The following is a 20,622-nucleotide window of genomic DNA, read 5'->3' as shown; positions in this document are numbered from 1 at the left end:
GCGATGTTGAACTGTTGAGGAAACCGGAGAGAACGATGTGGGAAAGAGGGCAACCATTTGAAATAGAAAAAATGATAAAGTAAGTTTTATTTCTCAGTGCTAAATGTATAATAAAAGAACATGATTATTCAAAGAGGTGACAATAATTGAACCTTTATATTACTTCTGGAACATATGAATATTTAAAAGCTCTGAAAGAAAAATATCCCTCTGAAAATATGATTCTTATGCAAAATCCCGAGAATTTCTTGCTTATACATGAGACTGAAGGAATAAGTATATTCAAAGAACCCCGCAAATATGAAGCAATCGATTCATCCGGTACAATGAATCATGCAGGCTTTGCCGTCTTAAATCATATTCCTGTCACTGATGAAGGCAGACCGGTATTTGAGTACCGTTTTAAGAACAGATCGAGAACGATCGAAAATCAGCCGGGATTTGCTGCCATACGGGTATTGCGCCCTCTGTCTTCGAATACGTATATCATTCTGACTCTTTGGGAAAATGAACAAGGATTTGAAAGATGGCAAAAATCAAAGGCTTTTGAAAAAGCCCATGATAAGAAGGAAACAGATGCCGGGGTGGACAAGCAGAAAATATTTTCCGGTCCTTCTTATATTACGAAATATGTCATCCCTAAAGAAAAATAAAAATAGGGGATTCCGCTCGTTTTCAAAATGGGGATTGTGACAACTTTGGCTGCTTTTTATTTTTTGAAAAGAGATATGAAAAACGGAACATTAACTGTTCAATCTGATTTTAACAACACAAAGCATACAAATGAAGATTTTGCCTCGAAAGATACGCTCCTAAGCATGAATCAAAAACTATTTTTTGCCATCTTCATTCCTCTTCTATTTGCTCTCGATGTTGCCGCTATGTTCACTTTAAATTTGCAAGGCAGCGATGCAACTGCATTAATTGGTGGAATTTCAATTTTTATTCTTATTTTGATCACAATAGCAAGCCACAAGAACAAAGTACTAGAAAAAACAACAAGTTATTTAATTGAAGGCTTCCAATTCGGTTTTAAAATGTTTGGTCCTGTTATCCCTATCGCTGCTTTCTTTTACTTAGGAGACGCGGGATTTTCAAAAATTATCGGGGATTTTCTTCCGAAAGGATCGCACGGAATTGTCAATGCTCTTGGAGCCTTGCATCAGTAGTGCCATTAAACAAAGAAATCGGCGCGGTTACCCTTACTATTGTCGGAGCAATTACAGGTCTTGACGGCTCCGGTTTTTCAGGAATTTCACTGGCCGGTTCCATTGCACATCTTTTTGGAACTGCAATTGGCGCCGGTGCAGCTACTTTAACAGCACTCGGCCAAGTGGCAGCAATCTGGGTAGGCGGTGGAACTCTTATCCCTTAGGCGCTTATTCCTGCCGCTGCAATTTGCAATGTAGATCCTTTTGAACTCGCAAGAAGAAACCTTTTGCCTGTAACGATTGGTTTTATCGTTACAACCATTGTTGCAATGTTTCTCATGTGATCGTTTTCTTTCCTGGCAATAACAAGGCTGCCAATGTTATAAGTTGGCTGCCTTGTTAAAAATGAGTTCCTATTACGGTTTTTCGGCTATGGTTCTTTTTTATAATCTTTCGCTTTATCAATGTTATAATTATCAAAAAACAGCAACTGTTTTATGAATTATTGGAGGAATTCCTGATGAAAGAAAAATTATATGAAAAACTGGAAAGTTCTTATGAAGAGATGGTTTCTATTCGAAGATATTTACACCAGCATCCAGAATTATCTTTTCAAGAAGAAAATACTGCCCGCTACATAAAAACTTATTATGAAAAGCTCGAAATTGAAGTAAAAGGTAACGTTGGCGGGAACGGAGTCGTTGCGAAGATATATGGTAGAAAGCCGGGGAAAACTGTTGCTGTTAGAGCAGATTTTGATGCCCTTCCAATTCAAGACGAAAAAGACGTTCCTTATAAATCACTCGTTCCAGGTGTTATGCACGCTTGCGGACATGATGGACATACAGCGACTCTCCTTGTGCTAGCAAAATGCTTGCATGAATTGCGTGAAGAATTAGAAGGAAATTATGTGATGATTCATCAACATGCTGAAGAGTATGCACCAGGTGGAGCAATCAAAATGATTGAAGATGGCTGCCTGGAAGGAGTTGACGTTATTTTCGGAACCCACCTATGGGCAACTGAACCAACCGGTACGATTCAATACCGAGTAGGACCTATTATGGCAGCAGCAGACCGGTTTGAAATCGTCATTCTAGGACAAGGCGGACACGGAGCACAACCACATAAAACGAAAGATGCGATTGTGACCGCTTCGCAGCTAGTATTAAATCTGCAACAAATTATCAGCCGCAAGGTGAATCCGATCGACTCTGCCGTCATAACTGTCGGGTCGTTTGTCGCTGAAAATGCCTTTAACGTCATTGCAGATAAAGCTAAATTAATCGGAACCGTACGCACATTTAACGAAGAAGTTCGGAGCTTTATTGAAGCTGAAATTGAAAGAGTCGTAAAAGGAACGTGCTATACTACTAACAGTTCATACGAGTATACTTACGAACGAGGCTACCCTGCAGTAGTCAACCATCCGGATGAAACTCGATTGTTGATTGACTGCGCTAAACAGGTCCCTGAAGTCAAGGAAATTACGGAAACGGAAGCGCAAATGAGCGGCGAAGATTTCGCGTATTATCTGCAGCATGTAAAAGGAACCTTCTTTTTCACAGGTGCCAAACCTTCGAATGCAATAGAAACATACCCACACCACCATCCAAAGTTTGATATTGATGAAAAAGCAATGCTAATTGCAGCAAAAACACTTGGGACTGCTGCAATTGATTACCAATCAATACAAAAAAACAGTGAACCTGCTATCGAAAAAACTGTCTAGTGACAACGCCCCCAACTAATAAGTAGGGGGCGTTTTTAATAATCTTAACCGGTAGGCATTCATGGCCACTTCCCCCAAATGATCAAGCAAGTTGTAATTGGCATATGCGCCTACAATCGCTCCAACCCCGGGAACAAGCTGAAGCATTTTTGCAAAATCAATATAATCTCGGTATTCCTGCTGGAACTCGCGCCAATCCATGTCCGACAATTCTTTCTTCCGTTCCTCCCATTCTTCAATCAGCACAAGTGTTTCCTGTTTCGTTTCATCACTTGAAAAAGCTAATTGAAAGACATGCAAGAGAAATAAGCGCTCTTCATAAAGACTAGTATCATATCCATAAATGGAAGCAACCTCAAATAAAAATTTCATTTTAATCGACAACAATAGTGGGAAATCAGCTAATCCGAGAAAAATGCCGCCCGCTCCCGTTCCGGCCCCTTCGATCGCTGCTGTTTTCCGATAAACCTCTAATTTCTTTCTTAGAAGCTGATCTTTCTCAGCCAGGGACAACCCTCTCGCCTGCTGCTTTTTTGTTAAAAGATGAGAACCTGTTAATGTTGCTTTCACCATTTTCTTAATAGCGTCGGTCATCATTTGGTGCACTTTCTCAGGTATCATTTCATTTATTTTATTCTGGGCTTTTTTTGAAATTCGGTTCATTAGTCCGGATTTCTTTTGCATTTTTCTTTTCCAATCTTCTACTTCCTCATATACCTTCATTTCGTATTCATTCATTAAAATCCTTCCCTCTCTGTTTCACTTACCTGATATACGTACTTTTACCTTATAGGTTTCGTAAAAAAATGGGCTGACTCAAAACATCGCTTTTAAGCGATGTATGAGTCAGCTTTTTTGTATAACCTTGGTATTTATTGTTAATTTTATGGTATTTTTTCAGGTTAATTTCATTTGATTGAGGGGTTTACCTTATTTCCCCTTGTTGAAGTGTCCTTATTTTTTGCCACTTTTTAAAATTGTGTGCAACGCAAACTAGACCCCATTCCACAGTCGTTTTGGAGAGGCCTCGTAAATGAAAACGTCGAAAGTCTAGATTCTGTTTGATTTGACCGTACACACTTTCCACATCAATCTTTCGACGTCGATATTTTTCTTTTCCATCGTCAGAATGTAATCGTTCTTTTACTTCTTTTCTTTGAATCTGATTCTTTAATGAAATGGTGATGGTGCGATACGTTTTTCCTTTTGCACAAGTACTTTGGAATGGACAACCTTGACACTGATCGCATCGATATCGACGTTTGATTGATAGGTACCCGTGGTCTGATTCCTTCTTTGTTTCATATTGAAAAGTGAAACGTTGTCCATTCGCACAAATGAATTCATCGAATTCCTCATCATATTCCATGTTTTCGACTCGTTCGATCCGTTTTTTCCATGTTCTCTTTTGCTCTTGGTCAAACGTATTGTAAGGAATGTATGCTTTCTTTCCTTGTTCTTCTAAGTATGTATAGTTCTCCTCGCTCCCGTATCCAGAATCGGCAATAATATTTTGAGGGAGGGAAATGTATTGGTTTACATGTTCCAGATGCTCGATGAAACAACGTGTGTCTCCTGCTCGTTGATGAAGAGAATACCCAATGATAAATTGACCTTCCGTTCCCATTTGTACATTATATCCTGGTTTCAATTGCCCATTTTTCATGTGATCTTCTTTCATTCGCATGAAGGTCGCATCATGATCGGTTTTTGAAAAACTGTTTCGTTCTTGGGCAATTTTTCGTTGTTGTTCATATTTTTGCTTCCGTGGGAGAAGGTCTTCACTCAATTGTTTCTTTGCTTTCTTTAGCGTTTTATTAGACGGATCTTTTTTTAAATGCTCATCTACTTTCTTCATGGTTTCTTGAATCTCTTTAGAGGTAACGGGCTTTTGTTCTAATTGCTCGTCTAAATCCAATGACTCTTGTTGGAGTTCTCCCTCGAGAACCCGTTCAATGTCAAAGGCGATTTTTCGATATTTCTCATTCAGTTTCTCATCATATTTCTTGACAGCCTTTATCCACACAAACGAATATCGATTGGCATTGGCTTCGATTTTGGTTCCATCCAAATAGTAATCTTCGAGTCGAACAAGTCCCTTTTGACGTAGGAGTTCGACTACTGAGAAGAAGACTTCATAGATAATGGGTTTCATACGTTCGGATCGAAATCGATTGATGGTGCGGAAATCCGGTTGTTGGTTCCCGCTTAGCCACATGAAGTAAATGTTTTCTTTCAACTGTTTGGCAATTTTTCGACCAGAATAAATTTTTTCGGCATACGCATGCACTAAAATCTTCAACATCATTTTCGGGTGATAACTGCTGCGGCCACCGCCTTTGTAATGAGGGAGAAAAATAGAATCGTCGAGCTGTTCAACCGCTTCATGCACAACACGTGCGAGATGATGTTCAGGGATGAGGACTTCTAAATCTAGTGGTAGAATAAGTTGGTCTATGTTATAATAAATGAAGGAAATATGATCATGTTTCATAAGAGAATCGCTCCTTTGTTGGTTGTTGTTTAGTCACTTCAATTTTACCAAATGGAGCGATTCTCTTTTATATTTTTTAAAATAAGAGGGACGACCTCTTAAAGGAAATTTTTAGTTCCTTTTGGGTCAGCCCCTCCATCTTTCTAGAACTTTAAGCGTTTCTTGCTAAAAATGAAAACAAAGTAATAATTGAAGGCAGTTCCCGCAGCAAGTGCAGCTAATGCCTCGGCCCATTCCCCTTTCAAAAAAAGGATGAGAGAAAAGACCATATTCTGGATCATGAGAATCATCAGCAGCAAACGGTTAAAAGACTTCATCTTAAAATCGACTTTTACAGGATATAAGTCCACCCATAATATATTTTGGTAGTGATTCCATAACGGCAGGAGTTGAAACCCTGTCAAATATAAAAACATTAAAACAAGCAAGACCTGTCCAAAACCAAATGAAATTAAGTAAAAACTGCCGGCACCGATCAGAGTTAAACGGATGAACAGGCCAAAATAATCTCCTGATCGAAAGAACGTTCTTACATAGAGATGGGTATATGTCTGCGAATGATGGAATTCAACCCGGTTTACTAGCCAATCAAGCCATTTCCGTCTCTTAATTCGATCTTTAATCTTCGGAACATCGGTAAATAAATTCGCAATCCGATAAAAAGAAGTCATTCGTCTTCCTTCAAGGCTGATTAAATATTCCCATTTTAATCCTTTGTTTTTTGTTTGAAAACGGAAATATAAGTAAAGAATGCCCATAACCGCAAATATCAATACGAGAAACAAAAGGCTTGCATTTGAAAAAAGCAAATACAAGAACACAGCATTAATGCAATATCGAATACATGAATCAATGAAGTGAACATTCGTCTCCACATAATATTGAATGCGCCATCTCAATGCTAAATTCCAGCCTTTAACGATAAAGAGCATCATAAGAAAGTAAAAAAAGGTTTGAAACCGACCGTTATTTACCTGAACATACAGCGGCATAAAAACAGCCAATACGAGAATTAAAAGATAAGCCTGAATAACAAAACTAACCATAATAGAGCGCTTAAAATATCCGGAAAGCTTATCCTCAAGAGGGAGCAGGAAAATCCGGTCTGCTTCCAGCAAAAATGTATAAATAGGACTATACGTTAAAAAGATGCCAATCATTATCGCCATCAAAAAAGCTGCAGGGAAGCCAGGCGTTAGTGATTTAATCCATTCCTGATAATAAAAAGCTGCCGTTCCAAGCAGAAAAAGAAAAACAATGACAAGATGGCCGTTAAAAATATAACGAAGATATCGCCTTAACTCTTTGCTTGTTCGTGCAGCTCTCTCTTTCCAAAGCTTTTCTGCATTAAACATAGTCTTCTTCCTTTGTCAATTGAATATATAAGTCATCCAAAGTTGCTTCCGGCATTGAAAATTGATCTCGAAGATCCTCAAGTGTCCCTATTGCTCTAATTCTTCCTTCATGCAAAATTACAAAGCGGTCGCAATATCTTTCCGCTGTAGCCAATATATGAGTGGACATCAAAATACCCGCTCCGCCTTCTTTCATTTTTGTCATTAGATCTAAAAAAGATTGAATTCCAAGAGGATCAAGTCCGACAAAGGGTTCATCAACAATGTACAAAGAAGGCTGGACTAAAAAAGCACACATGATCATTACTTTTTGCTTCATCCCTTTTGAAAAATGAGCAGGAAACCATTTCAACCTTTTTTTCATGCGAAACTCATCTAATAATGTTTCCATTCTTTTCTTGTATGTATGTTCATCAATTCCATAAGCCATAGCAGTTATTTTTAAATGCTCTTCAAGTGTCAGCTCATCATATAAAATTGGCGTTTCCGGCACAAATGTAAACTGTTTCCGGTATGCTTCTTTATCGTGCTCAAATGCGAGGCCATTAATTGTGATTTGGCCGCTATAAGGTTCCATTAAGCCGATAACGTGCTTAATGGTCGTGCTTTTTCCCGCACCGTTAAGACCAATAAGCCCGACAATTTCGCCTGAATGAACATCAAATGAAACATCTTTTAACACGGGGTTTTTCGTATAGCCGCCTGTCACATTCCTAATTTCTAATAAAGCCATATAAAACGCCTCCCAATTTTCTTATTCCTATTTTATCAAAATGGATTTTAAATCAGTAGCAAAGTCATTTTGTCCTGAAAAAAATCGTGTATAAACCTTTTCTATCTGGACAATCTAATATCGAAGGGGAAACAACAATGTTTGATGATGAAAATCATCATAACTTGAAATGAGGTGTCTGTTAAAGACAATATCTTTCAATAAAAGCTTCAATTCGTTCCTAATCAAAGGGATCATTATGATGCACATAAAAGTGCTGATCAACCATAAGCGTTCATAACCCGCTATGCGGCACCACATGATTGGAATGAGGTGTTTGTTAAAGATCATCAACCGCTTTATAAGTTGTGAAACATATAAAGAAATAAGGGGATGGTCACCTTGAACGAAAAAATCCTAATAGACACTAATCAATTGTAAATGAGGTGTTTATCGAAGGCTTACTAAAGCTGGCTAGATAGTGAACGTATAAAATGAAGCGTTTCTCCTTCGCGGCAGGATTCTACATGAATCCTGCCTTATTTCTTTATTTCCAAAATGAAAATATGGTAAAATACCAGGAAAAGGCAAGGATTCCAAGCCTATATAAATAAAAAAGCATTGGAAGGATGTTGTATATGAGCGATTGTATTTTTTGCAAGATCGTCAATGGCGAAATTCCGTCCGCAAAAGTTTTTGAAAATGAGCATGTCCTTGCATTTCTTGACATCAGCCAGGTGACTAAAGGCCATACGCTGGTAATTCCAAAAATACATAAAGAAAACGTTTACGAACTTACTCCGGAAATTGCACGTAACCTGTTTGAAGTTGTTCCAGAAATTGCAAATGCTATAAAAAAAGAATTTAACCCTGTCGGTATGAATTTAATTAATAATAATGGCAAAGAAGCCGGCCAAACCGTATTCCATTACCACATGCACATCATTCCCCGCTATGGAAAAGGCGATGGATTCGGAGCTGTCTGGAAAACCCATACAAGTGACTATACACCTGAAGATCTGAAGAAAATAGCTGAAAACATCAGCAATCATTTATAAAACATTTTCAGGAATAACTCTAAAGGCCTGACTCCCTCCAAAAATAACAAAATATAAAAAGATATTATTAGAGTGGTCTGACCTTTACTTGTGAGTCAGTCCCTTCTTACGATTAGTCAAGAGGTTTATCAATAGTTATTTGAAATAATTAATTTTTTTTTGGAGGAAGGGGTACCCCTTCCTCCAAAAAAAGATTTTCGCATGCCAAATAGAAAGCGTCGTTGGCGAATCATATTTTGAATCGTAAAGTAATGGATTTTGTGCAGGTGACTGTTGCCACGCTTATTGATTCTATCTTTGTAAAACAATATGCCTGATTGAAAACACCTTATATCAATTCCTGCATAGGCATTGAGTTGCTTATGATTTTCAATGCGTGTAATGTCCGCCTATTTCTCCAATCAAACGAACGGCTGTATTTTCCCCTATGCCAGGAATACTGATTAATATTCGATATTCATTTCGTTCTTTTGAAAGATCAACCATCTGCTGAATTAGTTCCTCACGTTTTCTTAAAATGGCTAAAGAACGTATGGCATAATCTTTTAGCTGTTCACAGCGAATGTCGTCTTGATCCACTGCTGGATATGAATCCTGTGCTGCATCTATTAACTGAAGGCTTTTTTCTCCGCCGTTTTAGGCGCTAATTTCTTATCTGTGTTGGCAAGTAGCCGGTTGCGTACAACCGTCTTTGAAAGATTTTTAACGCAATCAGGATGTGGGAATAGCTGTAGAATATTCAAAAATAGCTCGGATTTTTGTGTGAACAGCGATTCCATTTCTGGGAAAGTCAGTTGTAGTAAAGTGTGCATTCGACTTCGAAGCACCGCTAGTTCTTCGTCTAATTCATGATAGTATCGGGAAAGCGCACGCATTTGGTCGAAGTAGTTATCCTGCAGTTTTTTCAAGCGCCGTTCGGTTGTGAAGTGAGTTTGGGCCAAACGATGGGCATCACTTTTATCGGTTTAATGAATGCGCATAGTAGCCGTTTGAATCTTTGATTCAAGGGGATTTAACAGACAGTTCTTAGTATGTTTTATTTTTTTCAAAAAACATTTCAAATTCCCATCTGTTATTTTTCGAAATTTTTGATAGGATAGAATTATCTTTTTTTCGTGCATGATAGGAAATCAATTTGATGCGGAGGGAACATTCATGAATCGTGCATTTAACTTTAATGCCGGGCCGGCTGCGCTCCCGGAGGCAGTTTTGCAAAAAGCAGCAAAAGAATGTTTCAATTATAATGGTACGGGTATGTCAGTAATGGAATTAAGCCACCGAAGCAAAGACTATGAAGAAATTCACTTTGAAGCTGTTTCCCTGCTCCGGAAACTTCTGCAAATACCGGATGATTATGAAGTTCTCTTGCTTCAAGGGGGAGCCAGTTTACAATTTTCGATGGTGCCGATGAACTTGCTTAAACGTAAAAAAACGGGCTACTATGTTTTAACCGGTTCCTGGTCTGAAAAAGCATTAAAGGAAGCAAAAAAAATTGGGCAAACTTCAATCCTTGCTTCTGGAAAAGAAAACAATTATAAATCAATTCCCGATCTATCCGGTATACAGGTGCAAAATGATGCTGCTTATGTTCATATCACAAGCAACGAAACAATACACGGCACTCAGTGGCATAAGTTCCCAAAACACTTAAGTGCCCCACTCGTTGCAGATATGTCCAGTGATATATTAAGCAAACCTATTAACGTTCAAGATTTTGGCTTAATCTATGCCGGGGCACAAAAAAACCTTGGCCCATCCGGATTAACGGTTGTTATTATAAAAAAAGAATTATTGTCTCTATCCGAGGATGAACTTCCAACCATGTTAAATTACCGTACCCATGCGGAAAATAATTCACTTTATAACACCCCTCCTACTCTAGCTATATACTTATTCAAGCTCGTTCTTGAATGGGTTGATTCGATTGGCGGAATAGAGAAAATTTCTAAACTGAATCAAGAAAAAGCAAAAATATTGTATGACGTCATTGATAACAGCGATGGTTTTTATATAGGACATGCTGATCCAGATAGCCGTTCACATATGAATGTTACATTCCGGCTAAAATCAGAAGAAACTACTGCTGCCTTCCTGACACAAGCCAAGGAAAATGGTTTTATCGGCTTAAACGGACACCGTTCGATTGGCGGATGCCGGGCTTCTATCTATAATGCTGTCCCGCTTGAGCATGTTATAAAACTTGCTGATTTTATGAAAAGCTTCAAATCCCAATATTAGTACTTTTATTGTGAAATATTGTATGATATAATTATAGAAACCTTTTCGCTGCAGGCAAAGAGAGCACTGCAGGAAAAGATTACTTTTTAGAAGAGCAGAGGAGAGTTGAGAAATGAATACGAGAAATCTTGTAGTCTTGTCCTTATTAGTTGGTATAGGTGCAGTTTTGCATGCGGTTATGCCCGGATTTTTCCTAGGGATGAAACCGGACATGATGTTAATGATGATGTTTTTAGGAATCATCTTGTTTCCTGAAAAAAAGAACGTCCTCTTATTAGGTGCAGTTACCGGATTAATTTCAGGTTTAACAACTACGTTCCCTGGAGGCTTATTGCCAAACATTATTGATAAACTTGCAACCTCATTTATTTTCTTTGGGTTATTTCTTGCACTTAAAAAATACAGATCGTCGATTATTAGTGTTGCAGTTTTAACTGCTGTTGGCACGATCATTTCAGGAATTGTCTTTTTAGGATCGGCATATTTCATTGTAGGTCTTCCTGGACCATTTATTGCATTATTTGGAACAGTTGTGCTTCCTGCATCAGCGGTCAATACGATCGCGATGGTTATTCTTTATCCGGTGGCAAATGGAATTATGAAAAGGACAAAAATTACACAGCAGCAAACCAAGACAATTATTAATTAAATTAAATATAACTCTAAAATGATACTGTCTTATGACCTCTTGCACAGAGAGGCATAGCTAGATATAAAAAGAACCCTCAAAGGGTTCTTTTTTGCTAAGTATCCATACATTATACAGCTCATTATCGAAAAGAAAGAAGCAATATGCCAAGAAATAAAACGGCTATTCCTCCTGCAGCAAGTATACCTGCTCTTTTCTTTAATATATACTTTGGAGGATAAATACCTGGCTTTTTTGTCGCAATTAGATTAAGGACCGTGCCAATTAATAAAACGGCACTAAGGACAAAAAAGCCGAAAATGATCCCATCCATGTTCCCACTCCTTTCACATAGCCGGATGATGAGACAACATACAATATTAATATTTATGCCAGTCTTCAAATTGCTATGTAAAATCCTATTGGTTTAATTTCGCTTAACCGTGATTGAAGATATGTATACCGATTTAATCTACTAATGAAGGTTATAAAGAATTTATGTATAAAACAATGTAAAAGAGGTGTTTAATATGAAAATAAAATCTTTGCTCCTTGGTATTTTGGTTGGAGGGGTTGCTGCCGGTATCGGCACTCTGTTGACTGCCCCTGCTTCCGGATATAGAACGAGGCAAAATTTGATGGAGAGTAAAGATCATTGGATGAATCAGCTATCAGTTCTAAAAAGGAATCTTGCTGAATTAAAGGATGTAGCTGTATTTGCTTCAAAAGAAGGAAAAGAAGCACTTACCACTTTTGCCTCCGATGTAAGGTCTTCCATTGATCATTGGAAAAATGATATCCGGCCACATCAGCAACAATTTAAAAAAGAAATTCAAGAAATTGAAAAGAAGCTCAATGACCTTGAACAAATATTAAATGCAAAACAATAATTACATAATCCTTCTTTTCCTTAAGCTTATTGGTAAGGAGTAGAAGGAAATTTTTCTATTTCGGACGAAAAGAAATATATTATAAAAATTGTTCACTTCTACATCAAAATGTTGTTTAAGCTAGGGATAATTCCAAGCAGATTTTTATCAACAAGTGCCACAATTGTTTTCTTAAAATTTAGTAAATTTACATCTTTATTAATTTTTGTTTTATTGGCATAATGAAAATAGATAAAAAAAAGTAGGTGAATTGGAGATGACAGAGAAAACATATTCTATGAAAGAAGCATTTATGTTTAGCCAGAGAATCGCACAATTAAGCAAAGCACTTTGGAAATCGGTTGAAAAAGATTGGCAGCAATGGATTAAGCCTTATGATTTAAACATTAATGAGCATCATATTTTATGGATTGCTTATCATTTGAACGGGGCGTCCATATCCGACGTTGCCAAATTTGGGGTCATGCATGTGTCAACAGCTTTTAACTTTTCGAAAAAGCTTGAAGAAAGAGGATTGCTCCAATTTTCAAAAAAGGAAAACGACAAACGAAACACCTACGTACAATTAACTGAAAAAGGAGAAAGAGTATTATTAAGTTTAATGGAATCGTATCGGCCTGATAAAAACGCTGCTTTTACAGGTGCATTGCCGTTAAGGGAACTATATGGCAAATTTCCGGAAATCATCGAGATAATGGCCATCTTAAGAAATATTTACGGTGATGATTTTATGGAAATATTCGAGAAATCCTTTCATAATATCGAGACGGAATTTATTGAAGTTGACGGTCGTCTTAAGAAAAAAGAATTAAGCAAACAGGAATACGTTTAATCAAATAGAATTTCGAGTCATCGATGATTATGGGGAAAACTTAATCACGAAGCAATATAGATGGCTTTTCAACTTCAATTGTACGCTAATTTTGTCATAAAATTTTTCAAAAATGACTCGGAATTTCCTATTGATTTTTTTGATCTTTCATCGTACAGTATCTAAGTGAGTTTTTAACACTTTTTTAAACTATATTTTTCAATGATTTTTGTGTCATTAAATTGTCTTTAGTATGCTTTCCAGAAAGAGGGAATCATAGATGATCTCTGTTTTTATTATTTTTTCCATTTTTATTGTTTTTTATATTAACAAATTGACAAATAGCCTTTGTATACAAAAGGAAATTCCAGAAGACCGTCAACCAAAAGTGTTTAGAACTATAAATATCTTAATTTTAATTTTACTGACGTCTTCCTATTTAGAAATTTTATTTACGTAAAGTACATAATAAAGCGGTGAGGAATACTCACCGCTTTTGCTTTAGGCTTTCGCATTGCTTACAGCCATGATGCTCCGATAATGATTAAAAGGATAAAGAGGACTACTATAAGTGCAAATCCTCCGCCGTAATAGCCTGGTCCACCGGACATATTTTTTCCTCCTTTCAGCAATGCATAAGACAAATTGCCTTAACGCCGTCTATGTCTTCTTAGACTTAAAACCATGATGCACCAACAATTACTAATAAGATAAACAACACAACAATTAACGCAAAGCCGCCACCAAATCCTCCACTCATAGTAACACCTCCTTCATGGGTTGCTATCTTATACTATTCAAGTCGCCCTTATTTCGAATAGGCATGTATCTTGACTAACCCAATTTTTCGGAATCATAAAAAGCATTGAATTTCTTTATGTTCTTACTTCTTTTGTGTTATAGTAATGGATGTGTATTGAAAATTTATCCACCAAATTTTTTATAGGAGTGTTTAAAAATGAAAAAATGGATCATATCCCTATTCTTAACTGCTGGGGTTATCGGTTTAAGCGCATGTAATACACAAGGAGGGGGCTCAGAGGCAGTAGCAGAAACGAAAGCTGGCAATATTACAAAGGACGAGCTTTATAATGCGATGAAAGAAAAATATGGAAAGCAAACACTTCAAGAGCTTATTTACGAAAAAGTCCTTTCCAAAAAATATAAAGTGACAGACAAAGAATTAAATGCAAAGGTTGATGAATTAAAAAGCCAGCTTGGCGACAGTTTTAATATGGCCCTCGCTCAATATGGATATAAAAGTGAAGAAGACTTAAAGAAAGCATTAAAACTCAGCCTTCTTCAAGAAAAAGCAGCAGTTAAAGAAGTTAAGGTTACAGAAGATGAATTGAAGAAGTATTACGAAAATTACAAACCTGAAATTAGAGCCCGCCATATTTTAGTGGCAGATGAAAAAACAGCAAAAGAAATTAAGAAAAAACTTGATAACGGAGCAAAATTTGAAGATCTTGCAAAAAAATATTCTACAGACACACTTTCAGCTAAAAAAGGCGGAGACTTGGGATGGTTTGGTGCAGGCGAAATGGTTCCAGAGTTTGAAAAAGCAGCTTATGCCCTTAAAGTGAATGAAATAAGCGATCCGGTTAAAACAGAACATGGATGGCACATTATTCAAGTAACAGATAAAAAGGAAAAAAAACCGTTTGATAAAATGAAAAATGAACTTGAGTATAAATTAAAGGTCTCCAAACTTGATCAAGATATCGTTCAAAAAGCAATGAACCGAGAATTGAAAGATGCCGATGTTAAAATCAAAGATAAAGATTTAGAAGATATACTTAATCAGTCAGAGAAATAAATAGAGGCTGACATATAAGGCTCTGACTCCTCCAACAATGACAATACATAAAATGGTTTTAATCGTATTTGTGTATTTATTTTATTGGAGGAGTCTGAAATTCAGTTCATATATTTTGAATGAAAGCTCATAAATGTGATCGACGGCTCAAAAAAAACGGGTTCCAGCAAGGACCCGTTTTTAATTGATTAACTTTCTAAAGACTTCTGTTTTTCAACTTTTTTCTTTCTTTCTTGTTCAAGACGCTCCATATAAATAGATCCCTCAAGCTCGATGCTCTCCATTTCTTGCTGTCGCTCTTCTCTCCCCGCCTTTACGGCCATATAAGCACTGATCATAATTCCCCCTACAACTAAATAAACCCAAAAAGGGACAAGCATTGTATTTTCCTCCCCTGACACTATACTTAGTACAAGCTTATGTAAGAAAAAAGAAAATATGTCCCTTTCTACAGAACAGGCGGGCCTGATTTCTTCTCTATCAACTCATAAACGTAAAAAAGCCTCGTTTGAGAGGCTTCTGCTTTCATTTATGAAACGTAGGTTTATAGAATGACCTGTTATCGAGGGCAAAGATCCGTTCGGTAAATTCACCAGGTTTCACTCTGGCGAGAGCACGATCAAGCATGTTCATTTTTGCATCAAGATTATCGATAAGATGAAGAATTTCCGCTTCTTTTATAAGCGGCGGTTTTGGGCTTCCCCACTCTGCTTTCCCGTGATGTGAAAGGACTAAATGCTGAAGCATCAATACTTCCTCTCCTGAAATCCCCAATTCATCTGCTGCTTTCCCAATCTCATTTACCATTATTGTAATATGCCCGAGCAAGTTCCCTACAACCGTATAAGACGTTGAAACCGGTCCTGATAATTCAATTACTTTCCCTAAATCATGAAGAATAACCCCGGCATAAAGCAAATCTTTATCAAGGCTAGGATACAGGTCTGCAATTGCTTTAGATAAATCAAGCATACTTGTTACATGATAAGCAAGGCCTGAAACAAATTCATGGTGATTTTTTGTTGCAGCTGGGTATTCTAAGAAAGACTCTTGATGTTTCTTAAGCAAATGCCTCGTAATACGTTGAATATTTGGGTTCTTCATTTCAAATATAAATTGAGTTATCTTGCTGATCATTTCATCTTTCGAAACAGGAGCAGTTTCAAGGAAATCGGAAAGATTAACGGGATCTTCCGGAGACGCCGGACGAATATGGCGGATGCGAAGCTGGTTTCGTCCACGGTAATTTTGGATATCCCCAAGTACTTTCACGATTTTTTGCGGTGCATAATTTTTTTCATCATCATTAGAAGCATCCCATAATTTTGCTTCTATTTCTCCGCTTTGATCTTGCAAAATCAGAGTGAGAAAAGGCTTTCCATTGCTGGCAATTCCTTTTGTGGCGTTTTTTATTAATAAAAATAACTCAATTTGTTCTCCTACATCATAATACTGAATTCCTTTAGTCATGGATTTTCCGACCGCTCCCTTCTATAAAAATAGTATATCACAACAGCCGCAATTACCGGATTGGCACTTCTTCCTCTGCTCCTAACTTTTTAATTTGATCACTTTCAAAATAATGAAGTAAATGCTTATGACATGTAAATAATAAAATTTGCTGACCGATAAGACTTTTTAGAAGTGTGATAATCTTTTTCGTCCGGTTTTCATCAAAATTGACAAAGCCGTCATCAATCATAATTGGAAAATGAAAATGTTTGTAAAGTGTTACAGCGAGTGCCAGCCTTAAGGAAACGTACACTTGCTCAGCAGTTGCCTGGCTGAGTTCAATTGCCTCGAATAAAATGTGATCTTTATTTTCGATCAGAAATCCGCTTCCATGTTCCTGAGGGTGAATACGGATATAGTTTCCTTCCGTTAAATAAAACAAAAATTCCTCAGCCTTCGCAATCATTTTAGGCAAATGTTTCTTTTTAAAGCTATCAACCGTTTTTACAAGCAAATCTTTTGCAATGGCAAATCGAGCCCATTCTTTCGCATCTTCTTCAAATTCAGATTTTAATAGTGAAAATTTATGCAAAAGATCGGAATACGTTCCCCCATTTTCAAGAACAGAAATTTCAAATTTCACTTCTGCAAGCTGCTCCCGCAATCTTAGCAATTCAGAATGAATATATTCCAGTTTTTTTGAACATTCATCGATAAGTTCATCAGGGTCAGCATTCGAAAATTCTGTTCTCTGTTCAAGAGGAATAGACATAAACTGCAGCTGCCTTTCAATTTCTCCCAACCGATCAGTAATTCTATCCCGCTTTTCTGCTCTTTTGCCGATTTCCCGAAACTGCTCTGCCGTTTTTGCATTTGCCAAAGAAAACAGCTTATCTGCTTCTTTTCGAAAATGCATTCGCTCAACAGAAAGTTTGTGGAGTTCTTCTTTTAGTTCTACAAGTTTGGCCTGTTTCTCATTATATTGAATTTGTTTGCCAAGTTCATGTTTTAATAAATTTTTTAGCCTAAAGGCACTTTCCTGGATGCTTAACTGGTTTTCTCCCAAAAAGGTATCTGCAAAATTGAAGATTTGCCTTTCTATATCTTTGAGTCCCTTTTCTAGATTTGTCAGCCGTTCAGTCAAGTACAATTTCTCTCTGAAGTTTGCTTTTAATTTTTCAATCAGCTGAAATGCTTCGTAAATGTTCTGTGGATCAATGGATCCCGGCAACTGCAATTCTTTCTTTAATTCAATTGTTTTTCGCTCAAGTTCCCGCGATTCTTGTTCCCATTTTTCAAAAGCAGCAATAATCTTTTCATATTGTGCATTTTGCTGCTGCCACTTAATTTGCATTATTTGATGCTGCTCCCGAAGCTGTTCATCTCTGTCCAGTTTTTCCTTTATATCAGAAAGATCATTTTCTTTCGGCAAATGTATGGACGCCAAAACATCCTTTTCCCGATCCTTTAATGCCTGAATTTCAGCCAAAATCTCCGGAACTGTATTGGATTTCCATGCCTTAACCAGCATCAGAATTTGAAAGATTAGACACGCACCGCCTATGGCTGCAACAATCCACTGCTTGCTATAGATTCCCCATCCTAGCATAACCAAAAACAATATCGAGAAGAAAAGCTTCTGAAGCAATGCTTGTTCCTTCTGCTTTTTTTCTTTTTGCATTGCACGATTGAAAAAAGATATCTTCTCTTTTATATCCTGAAGTTCTTTTTCAAAAGAACGTTTATCAGCGGCGATAGAGAGCTGTTCCATTAATGCTAATCTCTCATTCTCAGGTAAAAGCTCGCTTTGAATCGTTTTCATCGTTTCTTCAATTTTTTCCAGTGCATTTTTCTCTTCCGAAAATCGCAAATCCAATTCGTGCTGCCTTTCTTTCAGCCTTTGATGTTTTATATGTAAGTCTGCGGCTTTTTCTTTCATAAAAACACTCGTATTTATTTTTTCAAGCCATTTTTCATCAACCGGGGCATGCAGCTGATCCTTTAAAATGGAAATATCCTCGTTCACTTTCGCGAGCTTCATCTTAATCTGATTTTCTTCTGCTTTAAGCTGTTCATAAAGAGGGATGTTTTCAACTGCTGTAAAAATTTCTGTTTCACATTCAATGAGACGTACTTGCGGAAGTAAATCAGCCAATTCTTTTTCCAGCGATTGTATTCTTTGTTCTAAACTTTTAATACGGCTGTCAAGAGGGTGTATATTTTGCTCAAGCCAGTCCAGCCTTTTCATACCGTCGATTGGAAAAACTATATCGTCATACTGCTTAAGCTCTTCACTCAAAAAAGCCCGTTCCTTAATGAGGGGAAGCATCCTCTTCCATTCGTCAAGCAGGCTCAACTTCTTTTTTAAAAGTTCTGCTTCATTCTCCAATAAAGCAATATTTTTTTCATGATCGGCTTTTTGTTGAAGAAGGTTCCAATATTGTCCATTTTGCTGTTCTGCTCTTTTCAATTCCCCGTGCAATTGCCGCAGTTCTTTCAGTTTTTCATTTAAAGAAGGCTTCTTGCCGCTCGGTTTAAAACGGGCATCCAGCTCTCTTTGAAGCTCATTTTCCACAGTCATCAATCGGTCTGAACCTAACGTTCCAGCTGAGAATAAGAACTTTCCCAGGTCCTCACTCTTTAGCCGATGGACATTTTGCAAGCCATGGAGATTAAAAGAAAAAATAGACTGAAATAAACCTTTATCGATATGTAAAAGCAACTTTTTCAGCAGATCTTCTCCGCCTCGGGTTCCATCATCTAGCAAAACACTCACGTCACCGGTTGCTTTTCCTTTTACCCGTTCAATCATTGCTTTCTTTCCATCGTTTAAGATGACGGTAAGCTGGCCGCCATATTTTGCTGAATTTTTTGGTTCGTACCTCTGTTCCAATTGCTGTTTTGTCGGAAAACCAAATAAAATACTGTGAATAAACGACATGATCGTTGATTTCCCTGCTTCGTTTTCACCGAAAAATACCTGGAATTCGCCCAAATTTGAGATTTTCACATTTTCAAATTTTCCATAACCGTAAATATGGATATCAACAATTTTCATTCAAACGCCTCCTTTCGTAATAAGCTTCTAATAAGCAAATCCTCGGCTTCTTTTTTCAACCTTGCACTCTCATATTCATCTAAAGCATTTAAATATTTTCGTGCATTCGGATGTTGATATAACGGAGAAAGGCATTCCTCTATATCTCTGTACTCGTCAATGGCCTCGAATAGCTCGCGATAAAAGTCCGCCTCCAAAGTCAATTTGCTCCGTTCCCAATTGACCTTTTCCTCCACTTCTATCTTTACAGGCCATACAAATGAGCTTTCATCTTTCTCTTCTTCCTGAAAAAGTTCCAGCCATTCAGACAATTGTGTATGCATCCCGTCAATCTTGACGTTAGTTAAAGAAAGATGTAAAAGGGTACCGATCCCTTCCCGGCGATATTCCTCCATTGTTTTCCTGCAAAATTCATAAAGTTCATGAACCGAATCAATATGCTCTGCATCCGTTTTTACATCTTCCCAAATCACATCAGAGGTTTCAACAAATCGCAAACTCGCGTCATGTTCAGTTAATGAAACAAAATAGCACCCTTTTATACCTGTTTCTTTTTTATTCCGGCCTTGAATGTTTCCGGGATACAAAACAGGTGGAAATTCTGATAAAATAGATCTCTTATGGATGTGGCCAAGTGCCCAATAATCAAACTGCTTCTCAAGCAGCTCTTTTAGATGAAAAGGAGCATATTTGCCGTGATTACTGCTTCCTTCATGATATCCGTGAAGAATTCCAATATGAAAATCGGCGCCTTCTTCTCTTTTATATTGAGTAATCATTCGATCAAACACATGACGGTCGGGATAACTGAATCCGTACAGGCGGACAGTCGTTCCATCGCTTTTTTGAAAATCTTTCGATTCAACATGCTCTTTAAAAATATGTACATTGTCTGGCATTTGAAAATGCGGCCACATACCTCCTAAATGGTCATGATTGCCATGAACAATATAGACAGGAATATTTCGCTCTAGCAACCGCTCCATTTCTTTCCGAAAACGGGTTTGAGCACGTAGACTGCGGTTTTCTCCATCATATAAGTCACCTGCTAGAATGACAAAATCAACATTAAACGTTAAGGCGGCATCAATTAGCCTTCTGAAAGCGTGAAACGTGCTTTCCTGCAGCCTTTGAAAAATTTGCTTCGGCAAATGCTTTAAACCTGTCATCGGACTGTCTAAATGAAGGTCGGCAGCATGAATGAATGTTACTTCTTTCATTACA

General features: G+C 37.4%; 23 protein-coding genes and 1 pseudogene. 10 read left to right on the top strand and 14 right to left on the bottom strand.

Annotation, left to right across the window (positions count from 1 at the left end; genetic code table 11):
* The first annotated feature begins 146 nt into the window (after positions 1–146).
* The 3 genes and pseudogenes from BMMGA3_RS04040 to BMMGA3_RS04030 all read left to right on the top strand — a co-directional run bounded on the left by BMMGA3_RS04040 (position 147) and on the right by BMMGA3_RS04030 (position 2,883).
* Entirely contained in the window at positions 147–653 is a 507-nt protein-coding gene (locus tag BMMGA3_RS04040; RefSeq protein ID WP_004433423.1) for an antibiotic biosynthesis monooxygenase family protein, read from the top strand.
* Positions 654–662: 9 nt separating this feature from the next.
* Positions 663–1,495 (top strand): annotated as a pseudogene (locus tag BMMGA3_RS04035) (hypothetical protein); the annotation flags it as partial.
* Between the two features lie 176 nt (positions 1,496–1,671).
* The gene (locus BMMGA3_RS04030) at positions 1,672–2,883 is read left to right on the top strand and encodes a M20 family metallopeptidase (protein WP_004433418.1); all 1,212 of its coding nucleotides are present in this window, start codon (positions 1,672–1,674) and stop codon (positions 2,881–2,883) included.
* Positions 2,884–2,898: 15 nt separating this feature from the next.
* Here BMMGA3_RS04030 and BMMGA3_RS04025 read toward each other — a convergent pair whose 3' ends face one another.
* The 4 genes from BMMGA3_RS04025 to BMMGA3_RS04010 all read right to left on the bottom strand — a co-directional run bounded on the left by BMMGA3_RS04025 (position 2,899) and on the right by BMMGA3_RS04010 (position 7,465).
* Positions 2,899–3,621 (bottom strand): EcsC family protein, encoded by a 723-nt coding sequence (locus tag BMMGA3_RS04025; protein ID WP_004433415.1) that lies wholly within the window; start codon positions 3,619–3,621, stop codon positions 2,899–2,901.
* 187 nt (positions 3,622–3,808) lie between these two features.
* A complete protein-coding gene (locus BMMGA3_RS04020) occupies positions 3,809–5,377 on the bottom strand; it encodes an IS1182 family transposase (RefSeq protein WP_038502053.1) in 1,569 nt (522 codons plus the stop codon).
* Positions 5,378–5,520: 143 nt separating this feature from the next.
* Complete coding sequence (locus tag BMMGA3_RS04015) at positions 5,521–6,732, bottom strand: ABC transporter permease (protein WP_004433408.1); 1,212 nt, start codon at positions 6,730–6,732, stop codon at positions 5,521–5,523.
* Complete coding sequence (locus tag BMMGA3_RS04010) at positions 6,725–7,465, bottom strand: ABC transporter ATP-binding protein (RefSeq protein ID WP_004433405.1); 741 nt, start codon at positions 7,463–7,465, stop codon at positions 6,725–6,727. The genes BMMGA3_RS04015 and BMMGA3_RS04010 overlap by 8 nt, the downstream gene beginning before the upstream one ends.
* Positions 7,466–8,082: 617 nt before the next feature.
* Between BMMGA3_RS04010 and BMMGA3_RS04005 the strand changes: the two genes are divergently transcribed.
* Positions 8,083–8,502 carry an HIT family protein gene (locus BMMGA3_RS04005; RefSeq protein WP_004433401.1) on the top strand — a complete coding sequence of 140 codons (420 nt, stop codon included), beginning with the start codon at positions 8,083–8,085 and terminating at the stop codon, positions 8,500–8,502.
* A 128-nt stretch (positions 8,503–8,630) separates the two neighbouring features.
* On the opposite strand, the gene BMMGA3_RS18200 is transcribed toward BMMGA3_RS04005, so the two are convergent.
* Genes BMMGA3_RS18200 through BMMGA3_RS18190 form a run of 3 tightly spaced genes read right to left on the bottom strand, consistent with a single transcriptional unit; the run spans position 8,631 to position 9,443 of the window.
* Entirely contained in the window at positions 8,631–8,834 is a 204-nt protein-coding gene (locus tag BMMGA3_RS18200; protein WP_237712846.1) for a hypothetical protein, read from the bottom strand.
* Between the two features lie 37 nt (positions 8,835–8,871).
* Positions 8,872–9,081, bottom strand: a complete 210-nt coding sequence (locus tag BMMGA3_RS18195; protein ID WP_004433397.1) for a hypothetical protein — start codon at positions 9,079–9,081, stop codon at positions 8,872–8,874.
* Between the two features lie 29 nt (positions 9,082–9,110).
* Complete coding sequence (locus BMMGA3_RS18190) at positions 9,111–9,443, bottom strand: hypothetical protein (RefSeq protein ID WP_004433393.1); 333 nt, start codon at positions 9,441–9,443, stop codon at positions 9,111–9,113.
* A gap of 214 nt (positions 9,444–9,657) precedes the next feature.
* On the opposite strand from BMMGA3_RS18190, the gene serC reads away from it, so the two are divergent.
* Together serC and BMMGA3_RS03990 are read left to right on the top strand one after the other, a co-directional pair.
* Positions 9,658–10,740, top strand: a complete 1,083-nt coding sequence (gene serC / locus BMMGA3_RS03995; RefSeq protein ID WP_004433390.1) for a 3-phosphoserine/phosphohydroxythreonine transaminase — start codon at positions 9,658–9,660, stop codon at positions 10,738–10,740.
* Between the two features lie 112 nt (positions 10,741–10,852).
* Entirely contained in the window at positions 10,853–11,389 is a 537-nt protein-coding gene (locus tag BMMGA3_RS03990) for a tryptophan transporter (RefSeq protein ID WP_004433388.1), read from the top strand.
* Between the two features lie 121 nt (positions 11,390–11,510).
* On the opposite strand, the gene BMMGA3_RS03985 is transcribed toward BMMGA3_RS03990, so the two are convergent.
* Positions 11,511–11,702 carry a membrane protein YhzF gene (locus BMMGA3_RS03985; protein ID WP_004433386.1) on the bottom strand — a complete coding sequence of 64 codons (192 nt, stop codon included), beginning with the start codon at positions 11,700–11,702 and terminating at the stop codon, positions 11,511–11,513.
* A 196-nt stretch (positions 11,703–11,898) separates the two neighbouring features.
* Between BMMGA3_RS03985 and BMMGA3_RS03980 the strand changes: the two genes are divergently transcribed.
* From BMMGA3_RS03980 to BMMGA3_RS18185, 3 genes are all read left to right on the top strand, one after another.
* Complete coding sequence (locus BMMGA3_RS03980; protein WP_004433384.1) at positions 11,899–12,258, top strand: YtxH domain-containing protein; 360 nt, start codon at positions 11,899–11,901, stop codon at positions 12,256–12,258.
* A gap of 256 nt (positions 12,259–12,514) precedes the next feature.
* Positions 12,515–13,090, top strand: a complete 576-nt coding sequence (locus BMMGA3_RS03975; protein WP_004433383.1) for an HTH-type transcriptional regulator Hpr — start codon at positions 12,515–12,517, stop codon at positions 13,088–13,090.
* Positions 13,091–13,349: 259 nt separating this feature from the next.
* Positions 13,350–13,529 (top strand): hypothetical protein, encoded by a 180-nt coding sequence (locus tag BMMGA3_RS18185; protein WP_004433382.1) that lies wholly within the window; start codon positions 13,350–13,352, stop codon positions 13,527–13,529.
* Between the two features lie 58 nt (positions 13,530–13,587).
* On the opposite strand, the gene BMMGA3_RS03965 is transcribed toward BMMGA3_RS18185, so the two are convergent.
* Positions 13,588–13,680 (bottom strand): YjcZ family sporulation protein, encoded by a 93-nt coding sequence (locus tag BMMGA3_RS03965; RefSeq protein WP_003350733.1) that lies wholly within the window; start codon positions 13,678–13,680, stop codon positions 13,588–13,590.
* A 65-nt stretch (positions 13,681–13,745) separates the two neighbouring features.
* Positions 13,746–13,829, bottom strand: a complete 84-nt coding sequence (locus BMMGA3_RS03960; RefSeq protein ID WP_034669193.1) for a YjcZ family sporulation protein — start codon at positions 13,827–13,829, stop codon at positions 13,746–13,748.
* A gap of 198 nt (positions 13,830–14,027) precedes the next feature.
* On the opposite strand from BMMGA3_RS03960, the gene BMMGA3_RS03955 reads away from it, so the two are divergent.
* Positions 14,028–14,888, top strand: coding sequence for a peptidylprolyl isomerase (locus BMMGA3_RS03955; RefSeq protein ID WP_004433379.1), 861 nt, complete (start codon positions 14,028–14,030; stop codon positions 14,886–14,888).
* A 188-nt stretch (positions 14,889–15,076) separates the two neighbouring features.
* On the opposite strand, the gene BMMGA3_RS03950 is transcribed toward BMMGA3_RS03955, so the two are convergent.
* The 4 genes from BMMGA3_RS03950 to BMMGA3_RS03935 form a co-directional block, all read right to left on the bottom strand.
* A complete protein-coding gene (locus BMMGA3_RS03950) occupies positions 15,077–15,268 on the bottom strand; it encodes a sporulation YhaL family protein (RefSeq protein WP_004433378.1) in 192 nt (63 codons plus the stop codon).
* Between the two features lie 145 nt (positions 15,269–15,413).
* Positions 15,414–16,358 (bottom strand): 3'-5' exoribonuclease YhaM, encoded by a 945-nt coding sequence (yhaM, locus tag BMMGA3_RS03945; protein WP_038502050.1) that lies wholly within the window; start codon positions 16,356–16,358, stop codon positions 15,414–15,416.
* A gap of 52 nt (positions 16,359–16,410) precedes the next feature.
* Positions 16,411–19,398, bottom strand: coding sequence for an ATP-binding protein (locus BMMGA3_RS03940; protein WP_004433374.1), 2,988 nt, complete (start codon positions 19,396–19,398; stop codon positions 16,411–16,413).
* A complete protein-coding gene (locus BMMGA3_RS03935) occupies positions 19,395–20,618 on the bottom strand; it encodes a metallophosphoesterase family protein (RefSeq protein ID WP_004433373.1) in 1,224 nt (407 codons plus the stop codon). The genes BMMGA3_RS03940 and BMMGA3_RS03935 overlap by 4 nt, the downstream gene beginning before the upstream one ends.
* Positions 20,619–20,622: the final 4 nt, after the last annotated feature.

Source organism: Bacillus methanolicus MGA3, assembly GCF_000724485.1.
Lineage (GTDB): Bacteria > Bacillota > Bacilli > Bacillales > Cytobacillaceae > Bacillus_Z > Bacillus_Z methanolicus_A.
The sequence above is the reverse complement of the archived record's forward strand: the minus strand, read 5'-3'. Positions and strand labels throughout refer to the sequence as shown.

Coding starts and splice junctions, on each gene's coding strand:
- BMMGA3_RS04030 (WP_004433418.1), top strand. CDS start 1,672: ATGAAAGAAAAATTATATGAAAAACTGGAAAGTTCTTATGAAGAGATG.
- BMMGA3_RS04025 (WP_004433415.1), bottom strand. CDS start 3,621: ATGAATGAATACGAAATGAAGGTATATGAGGAAGTAGAAGATTGGAAA.
- BMMGA3_RS04020 (WP_038502053.1), bottom strand. CDS start 5,377: ATGAAACATGATCATATTTCCTTCATTTATTATAACATAGACCAACTT.
- BMMGA3_RS04015 (WP_004433408.1), bottom strand. CDS start 6,732: ATGTTTAATGCAGAAAAGCTTTGGAAAGAGAGAGCTGCACGAACAAGC.
- BMMGA3_RS04010 (WP_004433405.1), bottom strand. CDS start 7,465: ATGGCTTTATTAGAAATTAGGAATGTGACAGGCGGCTATACGAAAAAC.
- BMMGA3_RS04005 (WP_004433401.1), top strand. CDS start 8,083: ATGAGCGATTGTATTTTTTGCAAGATCGTCAATGGCGAAATTCCGTCC.
- serC (WP_004433390.1), top strand. CDS start 9,658: ATGAATCGTGCATTTAACTTTAATGCCGGGCCGGCTGCGCTCCCGGAG.
- BMMGA3_RS03990 (WP_004433388.1), top strand. CDS start 10,853: ATGAATACGAGAAATCTTGTAGTCTTGTCCTTATTAGTTGGTATAGGT.
- BMMGA3_RS03985 (WP_004433386.1), bottom strand. CDS start 11,702: ATGGATGGGATCATTTTCGGCTTTTTTGTCCTTAGTGCCGTTTTATTA.
- BMMGA3_RS03980 (WP_004433384.1), top strand. CDS start 11,899: ATGAAAATAAAATCTTTGCTCCTTGGTATTTTGGTTGGAGGGGTTGCT.
- BMMGA3_RS03975 (WP_004433383.1), top strand. CDS start 12,515: ATGACAGAGAAAACATATTCTATGAAAGAAGCATTTATGTTTAGCCAG.
- BMMGA3_RS18185 (WP_004433382.1), top strand. CDS start 13,350: ATGATCTCTGTTTTTATTATTTTTTCCATTTTTATTGTTTTTTATATT.
- BMMGA3_RS03965 (WP_003350733.1), bottom strand. CDS start 13,680: ATGTCCGGTGGACCAGGCTATTACGGCGGAGGATTTGCACTTATAGTA.
- BMMGA3_RS03960 (WP_034669193.1), bottom strand. CDS start 13,829: ATGAGTGGAGGATTTGGTGGCGGCTTTGCGTTAATTGTTGTGTTGTTT.
- BMMGA3_RS03955 (WP_004433379.1), top strand. CDS start 14,028: ATGAAAAAATGGATCATATCCCTATTCTTAACTGCTGGGGTTATCGGT.
- BMMGA3_RS03950 (WP_004433378.1), bottom strand. CDS start 15,268: ATGCTTGTCCCTTTTTGGGTTTATTTAGTTGTAGGGGGAATTATGATC.
- yhaM (WP_038502050.1), bottom strand. CDS start 16,358: ATGACTAAAGGAATTCAGTATTATGATGTAGGAGAACAAATTGAGTTA.
- BMMGA3_RS03940 (WP_004433374.1), bottom strand. CDS start 19,398: ATGAAAATTGTTGATATCCATATTTACGGTTATGGAAAATTTGAAAAT.
- BMMGA3_RS03935 (WP_004433373.1), bottom strand. CDS start 20,618: ATGAAAGAAGTAACATTCATTCATGCTGCCGACCTTCATTTAGACAGT.